Below are 15,026 nucleotides of genomic sequence, written 5' to 3' on the forward strand. Positions count from 1 at the left end.
TTAAAGAACGTATAGAGAATCCGTACACTTTAAAGGGGGAAATAATCATGAAAGTTTTATTTGCCGCAGCTGAAGCTCATCCATTTATTAAAACGGGTGGTCTGGCCGATGTCATTGGAGCATTACCTAAAGCGCTGAAGGGTGCCGGGGTGGATGTACGAGTGATTTTGCCTAAATATCGTGGGATTCCAGAAAAGTTTACTTTAAAAATGGAGCATTTAACAGAAGTGTATGTGCCAATCGGCTGGCGCAATCAATACTGCGGGATCGAACATATGGTGTATGACGGGATCCCCATTTACTTTATCGACAATGAGTATTATTTTGGACGGGACGGAATCTACGGATACATGGACGATGGAGAGCGTTTCGCGTTCTATAATCGTGCGGTACTGGAGTGTCTGCCAGCTATTGATTTTCAGCCTGACGTCTTGCATTGCCATGATTGGCATGCGGCTGTAATCCCAATGCTGCTTCAGGGACATTATCGACATAATCCATTTTACAGCGAAATACGAAGTGTATTTACCATACATAACCTGTTGTATCAGGGTGTATTTCCTTATGAGGTGCTTGGGGAGCTATTGGGTCTGGACAGCAGTTATTTTGGAGGCGTGGAGTATTACGGGAATGTGAATTTCTTAAAAGGTGGCATTGTATACAGTGATCGTGTCACCACCGTTAGTCCAACCTACTCGGAAGAAATTCGGACACCTTATTATGGCTACGGGCTGGATGGATTATTGAATGCACGAGCGGATGTTTTGAGTGGTATTGTGAATGGAATAGATACGAAAAGTTATAATCCTGCAACAGATACAAGTCTTGTTACCCGTTATCGTTCTAATCTGGCGAAGAAAACAGAGAACAAATTAGCCTTGCAGGAGGAATTAGGACTACCTGTGGATGCTAATATTCCAATGGTGGCTATGGTTACCCGTCTTGTGGATTCCAAAGGTTTAGATTTGCTTACGCGTGTATTGGATGAGCTGCTGTATAAGGATGACATTCAATTTGTTCTGCTTGGAACGGGGGATGAGTCCTATGAGCGATGGTTTAAGGAGGCGGCTTGGCGTTATCCGACTAAGCTATCTTCTCAAATCTTGTTTAATGATGCACTCTCACGCAAAATATATGCCGCTAGCGATATCTTTCTCATGCCTTCCAAGTTTGAACCTTGTGGGATCAGTCAGCTTCTCGCTTTACGCTACGGCAGTATACCTGTAGTGCGGGAAACCGGTGGCCTAAATGACACTGTTCAAGCTTACAATGAAGAATCCGGTGAAGGTAACGGTTTTACGTTCAGTAACTACAACGCCCACGATATGATGTTTACGCTTCGCCGGGCGATCTCATTATACAAGCAGCCAGAACATTGGAAAAAGATTACTAAAAACGCATTCGCAGGTGATTATAGCTGGAATGTATCGGCTCAGCAGTACATTGATATTTATAATGAAATTACGGAATAAGGGTTCATTAGATTCTGAAACGGGTTAATAAGGGAGTGCGCTGAAGTGTGATTCATACTTCAGGTGCACTTCTTTTTTTGATGAAAAAATTAGGGGCAAATTGCCGCATGATCTGGTTAAGTTAGGGAATAGTAAAAATGTATAAAATTAATTAAATTTGAATAAATTTTGAATAATGTGTTTCAGAAGAATGAATTCTTTGCTTTGAAACCCAATAAAAGGAAGTTATTGTCACAATTATGCCTTTGCATATTCATGCGTTTTGATTTATAATAAGTCGGTCAAAGGGACTACTTAGATTTTTTTCATATGAATAGGGGAGATATAGAAATGAACAAATGGGGTAAACTTAGTTTAGGTATGATATTAGCAGTAGGCCTGTTGTCAGGCTGCGGTCAAAATAAAAATGATGACACCGCTGCAACTGGAAATGCAACTAACGGCGGGGCTACTAAGACGCTTACTATGGGAACAAGTGCTGATTTCCCTCCGTACGAATTCCATAAAGTAGTAGACGGAAAAGATACTATCGTGGGCTTCGATATCGATATTGCTAAGGAAATTGCTGCTGATATGGGTGCTGAGCTTGTGATTAAGGATTTGCCATTCGATTCACTACTAAATGAATTATCCAGCGGAAGAGTAGATATTGTAATTTCTGGACTTAGCCCAACGGAAGAACGTAAAAAAGCTGTTGATCTCTCAGATATTTATTACAAAGCTGAGCAAGCGATTGTTGTACGCGAAGCGGATAAAGATAAATACGCCACTATGGATGCTGTGAAAGGTACCAAAATTGGTGTGCAGACTGGATCCATTCAAGAAGAAATCGCTAAAGGGATCGAGGGAGCGAAAATCACTTCGCTTGGTAAAATCTCCGAAATCGTTCTACAATTGCAATCCAATCGTGTAGATACTGCTATTATTGAAGGACCTGTCGCCAAATCATTCGTTAAGAATATACCTGGTCTTGTAATTACTGATGCTAAGCCAGAAGTTGAAGATGACGGATATGCTATTGGTATTAAAAAAGGCAACAAAGAGCTTCTGGATCAAGTGAACAGTACACTAACACGTTTAAACTCAGAAGGTAAAATTGACGAGTACGTAGCGGCAGCTAGTGAGCTTGCAGATAGCACGAAGTAAAGAAATAACGGATATTTTTAAAGTCTGCTAAAGTAAATTGTATGTGTATACAGAAAATAGCGACAATAAGCTATTTTCTATTTTTTTGGAGATGGGAGGATAGGTTATGGACATTACTTTATTTAAAATGGCTTATGATTATCGTGATTTTTTCTTAACCGGTTTGCAGTATACTTTGCTGCTTGCCGTTCTGGGTGTCTTCTTTGGTTTTATTCTAGGGATTATCATTTCCTTGCTACGTATGTCCAAATGGGGTGTGCTTCGCTTCTTGGCAACAGCCTGGGTAGAATTCCTTCGTGGTACACCTATGCTTGTACAACTGTTTCTGATCCATTATGGATTAGCTACGTTTGGTATTGAGTTTACACCGATTCAGTCGGGGGCAATCACTTTATCCATTAACAGTTCTGCTTACCTTGCAGAGATTTTCCGAGCTGGAATACAAGGTGTAGATCGTGGACAAATGGAGGCAGCTCGTTCGCTTGGAATGAAACAAGGGATGACTATGCGTCATATTATTCTCCCTCAGGCACTGAAGAGTGTTCTTCCGGCAATTGGAAATGAATTCATTACTATTATCAAGGAATCATCGATTATTTCATTTATCGGCGTTACGGATTTGATGTTCCAAGCACGTACGGTTACAACGATTTCTTACGATGGTATGACACCACTGGTAATTATCGCATTTATGTACTTTGTGCTGACATTTACGCTATCCAAGATCCTTGGTAGATTGGAAAGGAGGCTGAATACCGATGATCGCCGTTAAGAACTTGCAAAAAAATTATGGGAAGCTGGAAATTCTCAAGGGGATTGACTTGGAAATTCATAAGGGTGAGGTCGTTGTCGTTATCGGGCCGAGTGGATCTGGTAAAAGTACCTTCCTACGCTGTTTGAATCTACTAGAGCAGCCAACAGGTGGAGAAATCACTTTTGAAGGTCAATCTATTACCTCCAAAAAACACGATATTAATATTACACGTGAGAAGATGGGGATGGTATTTCAGCAGTTTAACCTCTTTCCTCATAAAACTGTTCTGCAAAATATTACCCTCGCACCAATTAAGGTGAAAAAGCAGCAGCAGGCTGAAGCTGATAAATTTGCAATGGAACTACTCAAGACTGTAGGACTAGAAGATAAGAAGGACGCTTATCCGGCTCAGCTGTCGGGAGGACAGAAGCAGCGGATTGCGATTGCCCGTGCGCTGGCGATGCAGCCCCATGTGATGCTTTTTGACGAGCCAACCTCAGCGCTAGACCCAGAGATGGTCGGCGAGGTGCTGGAGGTTATGAAGAAGCTTGCAGAAGACGGGATGACAATGGTTATTGTTACGCATGAGATGGGCTTTGCCCGTGAAGTTGGCGACCGTATTCTATTCATGGATGGCGGCGTGATTGTAGAGCAGGGTACACCTGCACAAGTATTCGGAAATCCTCAACATGTACGTACTCAGGATTTTTTAAGTAAAGTGTTATAATCAGTTAGGTTGTAGCAGCGCTCGGGCAAGTTATCCGGGTGCCGCTTTATTTTTTTAAACAGTTGCGTAATTAGGGGATATAATGGATTGAGTTCATTTATTTATGTTAACCATGTATAATAGATGGTCAATCAACTTGAAAAGGAGTACATACATAATGAGAGATGATCTGCGCCGGATAGGCATTATCGATATTGGTTCTAACTCCATACGTCTTGTAATCTATGATACAACGCCGGAGGGAGGCTATAAGATCATCAAGGAGTGTAAGTACTCTGCACGTCTTAGTGAGAAGATTACGAAGGAAGGTCGGCTGGAGCAGAAGGATATGGAGACCATTATTCCAGTCTTGCGCCAGTTTAAGGAGATCTGCAATGCTTTTGAAGTAGAAACTATTCGTGCGGGTGCTACAGCGGCAATCAGAAATGCTGCTAACTCCAGTGAAATTATTGCCTTTTTGTCAGAAGCTTCTACCATACCAATTGAGGTTATCAGTGGTCATCAGGAAGCTTACTTTGGTTTCTTGGGTGTAATAAACGCATTTAATGTTGAGGATGGTTATGTCATTGATATTGGTGGCGGGAGTACGGAAATAACACTTTTTCGCGGGCGTCGTTATCAACATAGCATTTCCTTTCCGTTCGGAGCGGTGAATACCAATCTTATGTTTAGTCAAGGTGGTAACTGGAATGGAGAGCAGATTCAGAAACTGGAGACCTTTGTTTTGGGGAGATTGGTAGAGCATGATTGGCTTAACACAACAGCGGGTCTTCCGTTGTTTGGTCTGGGAGGGACGGTTCGTTCTTTAGGCAAGCTGGATCAAAAGACGAGAGCGTACTCATTACCTAACTCTCATGGTTATACCATGGCGAGTGAGACGATTGAGCATTTTATGAACACATTACCTTTATTGCCTTATGATAAACGTAAAGATTTAGATGGGTTGTCTAAGAGTCGAGCAGATATCATCGTATCCGGGTTGATTATTTTCCATACGGTCTTTCAGTATATTGGGGCTAGCCAGGCTGTAATCAGCGGGGAAGGGCTCAGGGAAGGTATGCTTCATGATTTACTGAAACCGGAGCAACCGGTACGTGACAGTGCGCTTGAATACAGTTTAAATACGATCATCCGGTTTGATATTCGTACCTCCAAACGGTATTTAGATCATATCAATAAGCTTGCGCTAGGTCTGTTTGACGCGTTCAAGGATGAGGAGAATAAAGCTGAACATGAGATGTTGATTTACGTATCCATAATGCTACATCGAACGGGTTCAAACATTAACTATTATCAATCCAAACGACATACCCTGTATTGGCTGATGAATTCACCGATTCGTGGACTAACACACCGCCAGCTTATCCTATGCGCGATGATTGCCTCGTACAGCACAAAAAGCCGGAAGCAGAAATTGTCCCAGATGTATAAGGACATCTTACTGCCTTCCGACGAAGAGTGGATTCATAAGCTCGGATCGCTTGTTCAGCTAAGCATTGCACTGGATAGCACCGAGATCGGGATTATAAGCGGCTTGAAAGCTAATTTGCACGGCAATATCCTTAATCTGGACCTAGAGGGCGCTTCAGCACTTCTGATTGGTCTAGAGGACATTGAGAACGCCATAAAAGCATTCAAGAATGCTTGGGCGGTGAAGGTAAAACTCGGGTTCCCTTCCAACGTGTAACATCCATTGCTGCGAACTGGCTCCGGAAAGGGGCCTTTTTGTCGTCTGGTTGCTCGTAATATCCATTAGGCTGTAAGAAGCTGGCCTTCACATTATCTTTAAGGGAAAGTTCAAGAATCTTAACAATCTGTCTCCGAATATTGCTGTCTCTGACTGGACACATCAGCTCTATCCGGCGGGTTAAGTTTCTAGTCATCCAGTCTGCACTGGACAAATACACTTCAGGCTTCCCACCATTTTCAAAATAGTAAATTCTTGAATGCTCCAAAAAGCGGTCGACAATACTGCGAACCGTAATGTTTTCGCTTAAGCCTTCAATCCCCGGACGAAGACAACAAACCCCCCGAACGATTAAATCGATAGATACACCGGCCTGTGCGGCACCATATAAATCGTCAATGACTTGCTGATTAGAGAGAGAATTCATCTTGGCAATGATACGTGCAGGTCTGCCTGCTTCAGCATGCTCCGCTTCACGCTTCATCAGCTTTTGTAAGGAAAGGCTCATGTTCGTTGGAGCTACAATGAAGGAATTCCAGTCAAAGTCAGCGGAATAGCCAGTCATTTGATTAAACAGCTCAGAAGCATCAAGTCCGATGTCGCTTTGAGCGGTAAATAAACTGAGATCCGTATAGACTTTGGCTGTACTGTCATTGTAGTTTCCTGTGCCTACATGCACATAGCGACGTAATTCATGACCTTCCTGACGGACAATCAGGGTAACTTTGGCATGTGTTTTGAGTCCAACTAGACCATAAACGACATGACATCCGGATTTTTCAAGTTGGCGAGCCCAAGCGATGTTACGTTCCTCATCAAATCTGGCTTTTAATTCAACAACCACCGTTACCTGTTTTCCGGATTCAGCAGCATTAGCCAGTGCGGTGATCAGTAGAGAGTTTCCGCTAACCCGGTATAAAGTCATCTTAATGGCCATTACTTGTTCGTCCTCAGAGGCTTGAATGATAAAGTCAGTCATTGCATCAAAGGATTCGTAAGGGTGGTAGACCAGGACATCCCGTTCACGCAATACTTCAAAGAAATCCTCGTTTTCTTCAAATTCAGCAGGATAGACGGGCTCAATGCTTGGATAGTTCAAGTAACCAAAGCCTTTAATACTGCCAGCGAAATTACGAAGGAAACTTAGATCAAGCGGGCCTTCAATTTCGAATACGAAATCTTCCAGTTCAAACTCAGCTTGCAGCTGTTCCAAGGCATACGGATGAATTCCTTTTTGTACTTCAAGTCTTGCTGGAACACCGCGACGACGCTTACGCAGCTCCTTTTCAATCTCTTCTAGAAGATCCTCGGCCCCTTCTTCGTCGATCGTGAGATCAGAGTTGCGGGTCAAACGAAATTCACTAACGGCAACGGGCTCGTAACCGCTAAATAAAGTTTGTATGTGATGACGGATAACATCCTCTATAAAGACGAACTGCCGTTTCTTACTGTTGGATCGGTGTGGTAGCGGGATACATCTAGGCAGATTAGACGGAATTTGCAGAATAGCAAAAAAAGGCTCTTCTTCAAGGCCGTTCTTACGAGTAAGAACTACTGCTAAATAGATAAATTGGCTATGAACGAGCGGAAACGGACGACTCTGATCTACAGCCATTGGCGTAAGTACAGGATAGATGATATCCCGGTAATATTGTTCTATGGACTGTTCCTGTGCATGAGTGAGATCCTCATAATCCACAAAAACGATACCTTCTTTATGCAAACTCCGTGAAATATCACGGAAAATCCGGTATTGATCTGCAACGATTTTGGTCACTCGCTTGATAAGACGTTTGTATAGCCCGGAAGGGGTGTAGCCAGTGAAATCTTTTTTTGTATAGCCTGCCCGGATTTGATCTTGAATTCCTGCCACGCGAACGCTTATGAATTCATCAAGATTGCTTGAGACGATAGCCAGGAATCTAGCACGTTCCATTAGCGGATTATCAGGATCTTGTGCTTCTTTCAGCACGCGTCTGTTAAATTCGATCCAGCTCAAATCTCTATTGAGGTAAGCAGTGGCTGGACTGCTTTGGTTATTTTTATTTTCTTCTGTATTCATGAGACCTCCAAATATGATTCGTTGTCTATATCTAATCTATTTATCATATTCTATCATTCTACTATTGGATAAAGCATGAAATGTTAACGCTATGTAAAATCTTCAGGAATTTTATATGATAATTTAAAAAAATGGTGCAAGAATCCTTTAAGGTAGTTAACATAATGAAAAATATGTTAACCAACATCCACAAAAATGACAATATTGAAACTTGATATTTCATAATGGTAACAATTACATAAGCACTGGTTACAAAATTGTGATATATTAAGTCCTGTCAGTTTTACAAAAGACTTCAACACACCAAGACATCACACAATGGATGTACATAAGTACTTAAAATTTACACGAGCGTATACGGAAGTCATACCGTTCACGCCCATCTAATGAGGAGGCAATTATGAAGAACAAATTTAGAACAATTAAAGCCCTTGCTGCAATTATGGGAATTAGTGCATTATTGCATGCCGTTCCTGCTCATGCAGACAGCGTTCATATCGCTAAGGATGGCAACACTTTTTATACTCTAGCCAAGCAATACAATGTAGGTATGAATGAATTAATGAAAGCAAATCCAAACGTTGCATCACTTAATATTTACGAAGGTCTTGAAATTACAATCCCTAGTAAAATGCAGGCTGAGTCCGTAACTACTACTGACAAATCACCAGTGATTACACCAAGTCTGAATGTAAGCTCAGAGTCCAAAACAGTTGAAGCATGGGGTAAGTCCTTTAATTATGACAAAACGATTCAAGTCAAAGCTTCAGCTTATTCTTCTGCCAGCAGTGAGAACGGTGGATGGGGTGCAGTAGATTATTTGGGAAATCCACTCAAGCTAGGTACTATTGCTGTTGATCCGAATGTGATTCCTCTTGGTACCAAAGTATTGGTCACAGGTCATTCACATGATGGACTGCCTAAAGAGGCTTTCTTAGCTACGGCAACGGATGTTGGCGGTGCTATAAAGGGCAATCGTATCGATATCTTTATCCCTGGTAGCCAAAGCTTTGTATCATCATTTGGTTATCAATATGTTCAATTATACATTGTTAAATAGATAGATAAAAATAAAGAGAGATATAAAGATACCTAAGAGATATGAAAAGTTCCAAAATAAGGTTAAACAGGAAACGGAGGGAGTCCTTAGCGGCTACCTCCGTTTTTTAATATCAGAAAATATATATTTGTGGGGATATTTTATTTACTTTTGGATACTTGTAGTAATTGAGGAACGGTAACGAATGTATAGCCCCGCTTGCACATAATAGTGATCACTTCAGGTAAAGCCTGAATCGTTCCTTGTAGATGACTACCTGGACCGCCACCACCATGTTGAAGAATAATCGCGCCTCTTCCAATATGGGCTAGAATGTTATTTCTAACTTGGTTTTTGGAAAGTCCCTTCCAGTCCAATGAGTCCACATTCCAATTCACGAGCGTATATCCATGGCTTTTCGCCCATTTTAGCTGCTGTTCACTGATATCCCCATAGGGTGGGCGAATTAGACGGGGTTTATATCCGGCCAAGGTTTGTATAATATTTTCGGTCTTAATGATTTGTAATCGAAAATCATTCATCTCCAGCTTCACAAATTGAGGATGGTTATACGAGTGATTTCCAATCGCATGTCCTTCTCTAATCATTCTTTTCACCAAATCCGGATGTTTTTTTGCTCTGCTTCCCACTACAAAGAAGGTAGCTTTGACATTGTGTTTTTTCAGGATGTTAAGCAATTGGGGGGTAAATCTTGGGTCAGGAACATCATCAAAAGTAAGAGCTATGACTTTATTCCGAGGTCCACTAGTCTTAAAAGTCTCTGGGTATTTGTGTAATAGCTGACTTAATGTCAGACCTTTAGCGTTCTTATTATTGTTAAGTGTCGAACTATTTGTAGCAGCGCCACCTGCTGAAATTGCCGTATCTTCGTCTGAAGCGGGTACACTTAGGGTTAGATCTTGCGGAGTCTTCTGACTCTGTACAGGCGCTGACGCAACCTCTGAAGAATAGGTTGGGAATAGCATAGTTATGATTGTTCCTAATATTACTAGCAGTTTCTGACCTCTCCGTTGAAAATACATCCCCATCTGCCTCCTTTACTACCTGATCACCGCCATATTCTTAATTGTTATCTCCATAGATGGGTAGATTTATGCTGTTAACAATACAGTTTTAGTTAGGATTTCTTGAGGAAACTAATGCGTGTATACTAATAGAACGGGGGATTCCCGAGCCAATTATAGATTACGGAAGGATGGAGACAGGGATGACTGATTTGTTTGCACCGTATGAATTGAAGGGGTTATCGCTGAAGAATCGTATTGTCATGCCACCTATGTGCCAGTATTCGGTGGATAAAGAGGATGGCAACCCTAATGATTGGCATTATGTTCATTATGTAAGCCGTGCTATAGGCGGTACAGGATTTATTATTGTGGAAATGACTGGCGTACATCCAGAGGGTAGAATCACTAATCGAGATATTGGAATCTGGAGTGATTCGCAAATTGAAGCTTATCGTAGAATCACGGATGGTGTACATGCGTATGGATCAAAAATCGCTATTCAATTAGGACATGCTGGACGGAAAGCAGTGGATGCAGAGCCGCCAGTGGCTCCATCAGCAATTCCTTTTGATGCTAATTCGAAAACGCCACAGGCTCTTTCTAAGGAAGGGATTTCAGAATTAATTGAGGCCTTCCGTGAAGGGGCGCGCAGAGCTGTGGAGGCAGGATTTGATACGGTCGAAATTCATGGTGCACATGGTTATTTAATTCACCAGTTTCATTCACCATTGACGAATATCAGAGCTGATGAATATGGACAAGATCCTTCGTTGTTCGGAGAGCAGGTAGTTAAAGCAGTCCGAGAAGTGGTTCCTGTGGACATGCCATTGATTATGAGAATATCTGCAAAGGAATATGTAGAGGGTGGATATGATGCTAATTATGCCCTAGATATTTGCCGACGGTATAAGAATGCTGGAGTAGATATGTTCCATGTTTCTTCCGGTGGGGAAGGTCCTATAGGTTCAAATGGAGGTGCTAAAGCAGGACCTGCTTATCAAGTGGATCTGGCTGAGTTTATCCGCAGTGGATTACAGGTGCCTATAATTGCAGTGGGGCGGCTTGAATCCTTTACTGAAGCACAGTCCATCGTCGCAGAAGAACGGGCAGAACTAGTAGCCGTTGGCCGTGGGATGTTAAGCGATCCCTATTGGGCTTTACATGCGGAAGAAGCGCTTGGAGGCGTGCGTAACGTACCCAAACCTTATGAACGTGGGATCTGGAAAAAAGGATAGTTCGCTGTGAATGTGAAGTTTGTCACAGATTTTAAGTTCCTTCTAAGGCAATCTTAATAAAGATTAAATTTGAAGGAGCTTGATAACGTGGGGATGGTTTTAAGTAACGAGCGGCTAACTGACGGAGTGTACCACCTTAAGGTTGAAACGAATAGTGGCGGTAAAATGGGTCAATTCTACATGTTACGGGCATGGGATGCTTATCCGATCCTTTCCAGACCGTTAAGTATACATGAAGTAAACGAAGATAGTATTGAATTTTTATATCATGTAGTGGGGGAAGGCACTGAGATATTTTCACGGTTGACTCCTGGTGATTCAGTGGAGCTTGAAGGACCCTTTGGTACGGGATTCCCGCTGGTTGAGGGAAAGGTTGCACTTATTGGTGGTGGGATCGGAATAGCGCCGCTATATTATTGTGCAAAGCAGTTGCCTGGTTCTGATATCTATTTAGGGTTTAGCCGAGAAGCTTACCGGACAGAAGCCTTTCGCCCTTTGGCTGACGAGCTTACAGTAGATGTAGGCGGATTTATTTTGGATCGTGCAGATTTTGGTCAATATGATCATGTTTTTGTCTGCGGCCCGCACCCAATGCTTAAAGCTGCACAGCTTAGAGGCATAGCGGCTCAAGAGTCAGGCAGCAAAACAAAAGTTTACCTCTCTCTAGAGAACCGAATGGCTTGCGGCATTGGTGCTTGTCTTGTCTGCAGTGTTTCTTGTCGTGATGGTCAGCGAAAGGCCTGTGCAGACGGCCCTGTGTTTCTTTCGGAGGAGGTGATTTTCCATGACTAAGATGAGCACAACGATTGCAGGCGTTCATTTTAAGAATCCGATTGTAATGGCTTCAGGCACTTTTGGCTTTGGTCGTGAATACGGAAAGCTGTATGATGTATCATTGTTAGGTGGAATCTCAGGTAAAGGGCTCACCCTACATCCAAAAGCAGGTAATCCTGGCACTCGAGTTTACGAGACAGCCTCTGGTATGCTAAATAGTGTAGGATTGGAGAATCCAGGTGTAGCCGCGTTTTTGGAAAAAGAATGCCCTTATTGGGAAACGCTTGATACCGCTCGTTTGGTGAATCTTGGGGGCGGTACCCTTGAGGATTACGTTCTTGGTGCAGAAATGATCCAGCGTGATGCAGATCTTAGATCAAGCTTGGGTAAACTCGCTGTAGATATGATTGAATTGAATATTTCCTGTCCTAATGTAAAAGAGGGCGGAATCGCATTTGGGATCAAGACTTCTGAAGCCCAAAAAGTAGTACAGGCTGTTAGAAATGCCACTAAGCTACCACTTGCAGTAAAGCTGTCACCAGGTGCTGAGAATATCGTTGAAATGGCGCAAATGTGTGAAGAAGAGGGAGTAGATGCCGTCTCGCTGATTAACACCATTTCCGGTATGAAAATTGACGTACGACGTAGAAGTAATGTATTTAATAACTTGTATGCCGGACTATCCGGACCAGCGATTAAGCCAGTTGCATTGCGCATGGTGCATCAAGTTGCCCAGAATATATCTATTCCTGTGATTGGAATGGGGGGCATTACCACAGCTACTGATATTATTGAATTTATTATGGCAGGTGCTTCGGTAATCCAGGTGGGAACCTACAATTTCATGAATTTAAGAGCAGGCAGTCAGCTTGTTGAAGAGCTTGAGCAATTCATGGTGCAAGAAAATATTCAATCCTTGGATGAAATACGTGGCATTATATAAAGTGGAGTAGTGAGGAGATACTATTGACTTCTAACAAAATTAACCCTGATGATATTGAGCTGACGGCGACAACTGTTGGACGTGATCTCTTACTCTTAATAAGTGGAGGTGTTCGACATATTGGAGCGGCAAGTACTGCGTATCTAAATGGAGAGCGGGTGGAAGTGCAAACCTCTGCGGTTCCTCATCATAAAGAGCATACGATAAGTGAAGATATTGCGGTCAGGGTAGCCGAGGCTCTAAATAGGACTGTTACAGTTGTTATGGGCATTCATTACGATGATCTTACGAAAGAAGGCATTAAAGAGGTCATAGAAATCGTAAATAATAAAGTAAATCAATATTTAGTGCAACAAATTTGAAACGGGATTGGAAATTCTGCGTAAAAGATATCAAGTGAGTTTTTAAATCATCTTTTGGAGGAATGAAACCATGTCTATATTTAAAAGATTGCGCGATTTAACGATGTCTAACGTGAATGCGATTATTGACAAAGCAGAAGACCCGATTAAAATGACGGATCAGTACATTCGTGATATGACTGAAGATTTGGAAGATGCAGAAAAAGCGGTAGCGGCTCAAATCGCTATTGAGAAGAAATTCAAACAGCTGTATGAAGAGCAGGAAGCGCTTGTTAACAAACGTACGCAACAGGCACATGCTGCAGCTCAAGCTGGTAATGTTGACCTCGCTCGCCGTGCTCTGGAAGAGAAGAAGTCTGCTGAAGCTAAACTGGTAGAATACAAAGCTAGCTTCGACCAGAATAAAGCATCTGCGGATAATCTTCGTGGGAAACTTGACGAAATGCGTAAACAACTTACTCAAATGAAGAACAAACGCGAAACCTTGGTTGCTCGTTATAATGCAGCCAAAGCTCAAACTGAGATTAATAAGGCAATGAGCGGTTTCAGCTCCGATTCCGCATCTGCTGGCCTGAAACGTATGGAAGACAAAATGCTGCAAGCAGAAGCTCAAGCAGAAGCTAGCAACGAGATGAGCTCGGGCAATAAATCACTTGATGATGAATTCGAGAAGCTAAACAAAGATCAAGCAGTGGAAGATGAATTGGCTGCTCTGATGAAACAATACGAGAAGCAATAACATTTGATCTTAGCCGTTTCACGGCTGATGTTCACAGGCGAAGGGGAGACAGGAATATCGTTTCCACTTCGCTTTATCTATGCTTATGACAGGCATGCAAAATGAATAAGCGGGGGCTATAGAATGGATTTCCATATCCTGGTGTCCATGGTCGTGTGGACGGTGAGCGGCGCGGTGTTACTGTTTGTGCTGATGTTCGTAGATTCACTTTTCACTCGATACAATGATCTAGAAGAGTTAAAGGCTGGAAATATGGCAGTGACTACACGTTTTGTAATGAAGCTATTGGCACAGGCATTCATTTTATCGTCATCGATAGCTGCTTCTAACAGTTTGCCAGATGCTTTGCTGATCTCGATTGTATCTTTTTTTCTTTTGCTTTTATTAGAAAGAACGGTCCGTCTTCTCTTAGCTAAATGGGGGAATCTGGATCTGGATCATGGGACACAGCTTGGCAAAATCGGGTACGGCTTATTATCAGGCTCACTGCAAATTACGGGAGCTTTAATTATTTCTGCATTTATGTAGGGGGAACGATCAAGTTGAGTATATGGAAACGTATAGGTAATCTTTTCTCCAAACCAGTGCCTCAGGAAGTTCAGAAAAGTATGCTTAATTTGTCTTCCGGAGACATCTGTGAAGTATCACTCGTTACCTACGAGGTAACCGGTAGGACCCATAATCGTGGGCGAAATGCGGTAGTACTCACATTAAGAGATGGTAGTCAAATTGCCTATTTGCATATTGAGGAGCGGGAACAGCTACAGTATGGCTTGTATAAACCTATCGATGGGCGCTTAGATAATCCTGCTGAAGTACCAACAACACTTGAACTGGATAATTATACATTTTTTCTGGAGGAAGAGTATGAAGGATATGTTGCTGTTGCTGGCCAAACCCCTTTTATGAATGGTGGAGAGCAGCATGTATGGCAATATCAGTCAGATGATTCTCGACTTCTGCGTGTGGAATGGCAACATGGACGGTTCATGCTTTATGAAGGAGAAAAAGTAATTCCTGGTGATGTGAAGGTAATTAGAGCATCCTAGAAATGAATT

The 15,026-nt window shown here is 42.3% G+C and carries 15 protein-coding genes; 13 read left to right on the top strand and 2 right to left on the bottom strand.

What is annotated here, in order from left to right; all coding sequences use genetic code 11:
- Window positions 1–47: 47 nt before the first annotated feature.
- From glgA to UQ64_RS10305, 5 genes are all read left to right on the top strand, one after another.
- Window positions 48–1,472 carry a glycogen synthase GlgA gene (gene glgA, locus UQ64_RS10285; protein ID WP_060623391.1) on the top strand — a complete coding sequence of 475 codons (1,425 nt, stop codon included), beginning with the start codon at window positions 48–50 and terminating at the stop codon, window positions 1,470–1,472.
- Window positions 1,473–1,802: 330 nt separating this feature from the next.
- Window positions 1,803–2,618: a transporter substrate-binding domain-containing protein gene (locus tag UQ64_RS10290; protein WP_060623392.1), complete on the top strand. Its 816-nt coding sequence runs from the start codon at window positions 1,803–1,805 to the stop codon at window positions 2,616–2,618.
- Window positions 2,619–2,724: 106 nt separating this feature from the next.
- Entirely contained in the window at window positions 2,725–3,390 is a 666-nt protein-coding gene (locus UQ64_RS10295; RefSeq protein ID WP_060623393.1) for an amino acid ABC transporter permease, read from the top strand.
- Window positions 3,377–4,099, top strand: a complete 723-nt coding sequence (locus UQ64_RS10300; protein ID WP_060623394.1) for an amino acid ABC transporter ATP-binding protein — start codon at window positions 3,377–3,379, stop codon at window positions 4,097–4,099. The genes UQ64_RS10295 and UQ64_RS10300 overlap by 14 nt, the downstream gene beginning before the upstream one ends.
- A gap of 157 nt (window positions 4,100–4,256) precedes the next feature.
- Window positions 4,257–5,786: a Ppx/GppA phosphatase family protein gene (locus tag UQ64_RS10305; protein ID WP_060623395.1), complete on the top strand. Its 1,530-nt coding sequence runs from the start codon at window positions 4,257–4,259 to the stop codon at window positions 5,784–5,786.
- Here the strand turns inward: UQ64_RS10305 and ppk1 are convergent.
- Complete coding sequence (ppk1, locus tag UQ64_RS10310) at window positions 5,734–7,848, bottom strand: polyphosphate kinase 1 (protein WP_060623396.1); 2,115 nt, start codon at window positions 7,846–7,848, stop codon at window positions 5,734–5,736. The two genes, UQ64_RS10305 and ppk1, sit on opposite strands and share 53 nt — an antisense overlap.
- A 400-nt stretch (window positions 7,849–8,248) precedes the next feature.
- On the opposite strand from ppk1, the gene UQ64_RS10315 reads away from it, so the two are divergent.
- On the top strand, window positions 8,249–8,908 hold the full coding sequence (locus UQ64_RS10315) for a 3D domain-containing protein (RefSeq protein ID WP_060623397.1): 660 nt from the start codon (window positions 8,249–8,251) through the stop codon (window positions 8,906–8,908).
- Between the two features lie 140 nt (window positions 8,909–9,048).
- Here the strand turns inward: UQ64_RS10315 and UQ64_RS10320 are convergent, their stop codons facing one another.
- The gene (locus tag UQ64_RS10320; protein ID WP_060623398.1) at window positions 9,049–9,930 is read right to left on the bottom strand and encodes a polysaccharide deacetylase family protein; all 882 of its coding nucleotides are present in this window, start codon (window positions 9,928–9,930) and stop codon (window positions 9,049–9,051) included.
- 185 nt (window positions 9,931–10,115) lie between these two features.
- Here UQ64_RS10320 and UQ64_RS10325 point away from each other — a divergent pair, with 185 nt between their 5' ends.
- The 7 genes from UQ64_RS10325 to UQ64_RS10355 all read left to right on the top strand — a co-directional run bounded on the left by UQ64_RS10325 (window position 10,116) and on the right by UQ64_RS10355 (window position 15,017).
- Window positions 10,116–11,150, top strand: coding sequence for an NADH:flavin oxidoreductase/NADH oxidase (locus UQ64_RS10325; RefSeq protein ID WP_060623399.1), 1,035 nt, complete (start codon window positions 10,116–10,118; stop codon window positions 11,148–11,150).
- An 87-nt stretch (window positions 11,151–11,237) separates the two neighbouring features.
- Window positions 11,238–11,942 (top strand): dihydroorotate dehydrogenase electron transfer subunit, encoded by a 705-nt coding sequence (locus UQ64_RS10330; protein WP_156417505.1) that lies wholly within the window; start codon window positions 11,238–11,240, stop codon window positions 11,940–11,942.
- Complete coding sequence (locus tag UQ64_RS10335) at window positions 11,935–12,867, top strand: dihydroorotate dehydrogenase (RefSeq protein ID WP_060623400.1); 933 nt, start codon at window positions 11,935–11,937, stop codon at window positions 12,865–12,867. The genes UQ64_RS10330 and UQ64_RS10335 overlap by 8 nt, the downstream gene beginning before the upstream one ends.
- Window positions 12,868–12,890: 23 nt before the next feature.
- Complete coding sequence (gene lpdD / locus UQ64_RS10340; RefSeq protein WP_082651060.1) at window positions 12,891–13,229, top strand: prenylated flavin chaperone LpdD; 339 nt, start codon at window positions 12,891–12,893, stop codon at window positions 13,227–13,229.
- 70 nt (window positions 13,230–13,299) lie between these two features.
- Window positions 13,300–13,968 carry a PspA/IM30 family protein gene (locus UQ64_RS10345; protein WP_060623401.1) on the top strand — a complete coding sequence of 223 codons (669 nt, stop codon included), beginning with the start codon at window positions 13,300–13,302 and terminating at the stop codon, window positions 13,966–13,968.
- Between the two features lie 123 nt (window positions 13,969–14,091).
- A complete protein-coding gene (locus UQ64_RS10350; protein ID WP_060623402.1) occupies window positions 14,092–14,496 on the top strand; it encodes a DUF350 domain-containing protein in 405 nt (134 codons plus the stop codon).
- Between the two features lie 14 nt (window positions 14,497–14,510).
- Window positions 14,511–15,017: a DUF4178 domain-containing protein gene (locus UQ64_RS10355; protein ID WP_060623403.1), complete on the top strand. Its 507-nt coding sequence runs from the start codon at window positions 14,511–14,513 to the stop codon at window positions 15,015–15,017.
- Window positions 15,018–15,026 lie beyond the last annotated feature (9 nt).

Origin of the sequence: Paenibacillus etheri (genome assembly GCF_001012825.1) — a bacterium.
GTDB classification, from domain to species: Bacteria; Bacillota; Bacilli; order Paenibacillales; family Paenibacillaceae; genus Paenibacillus_AQ; species Paenibacillus_AQ etheri.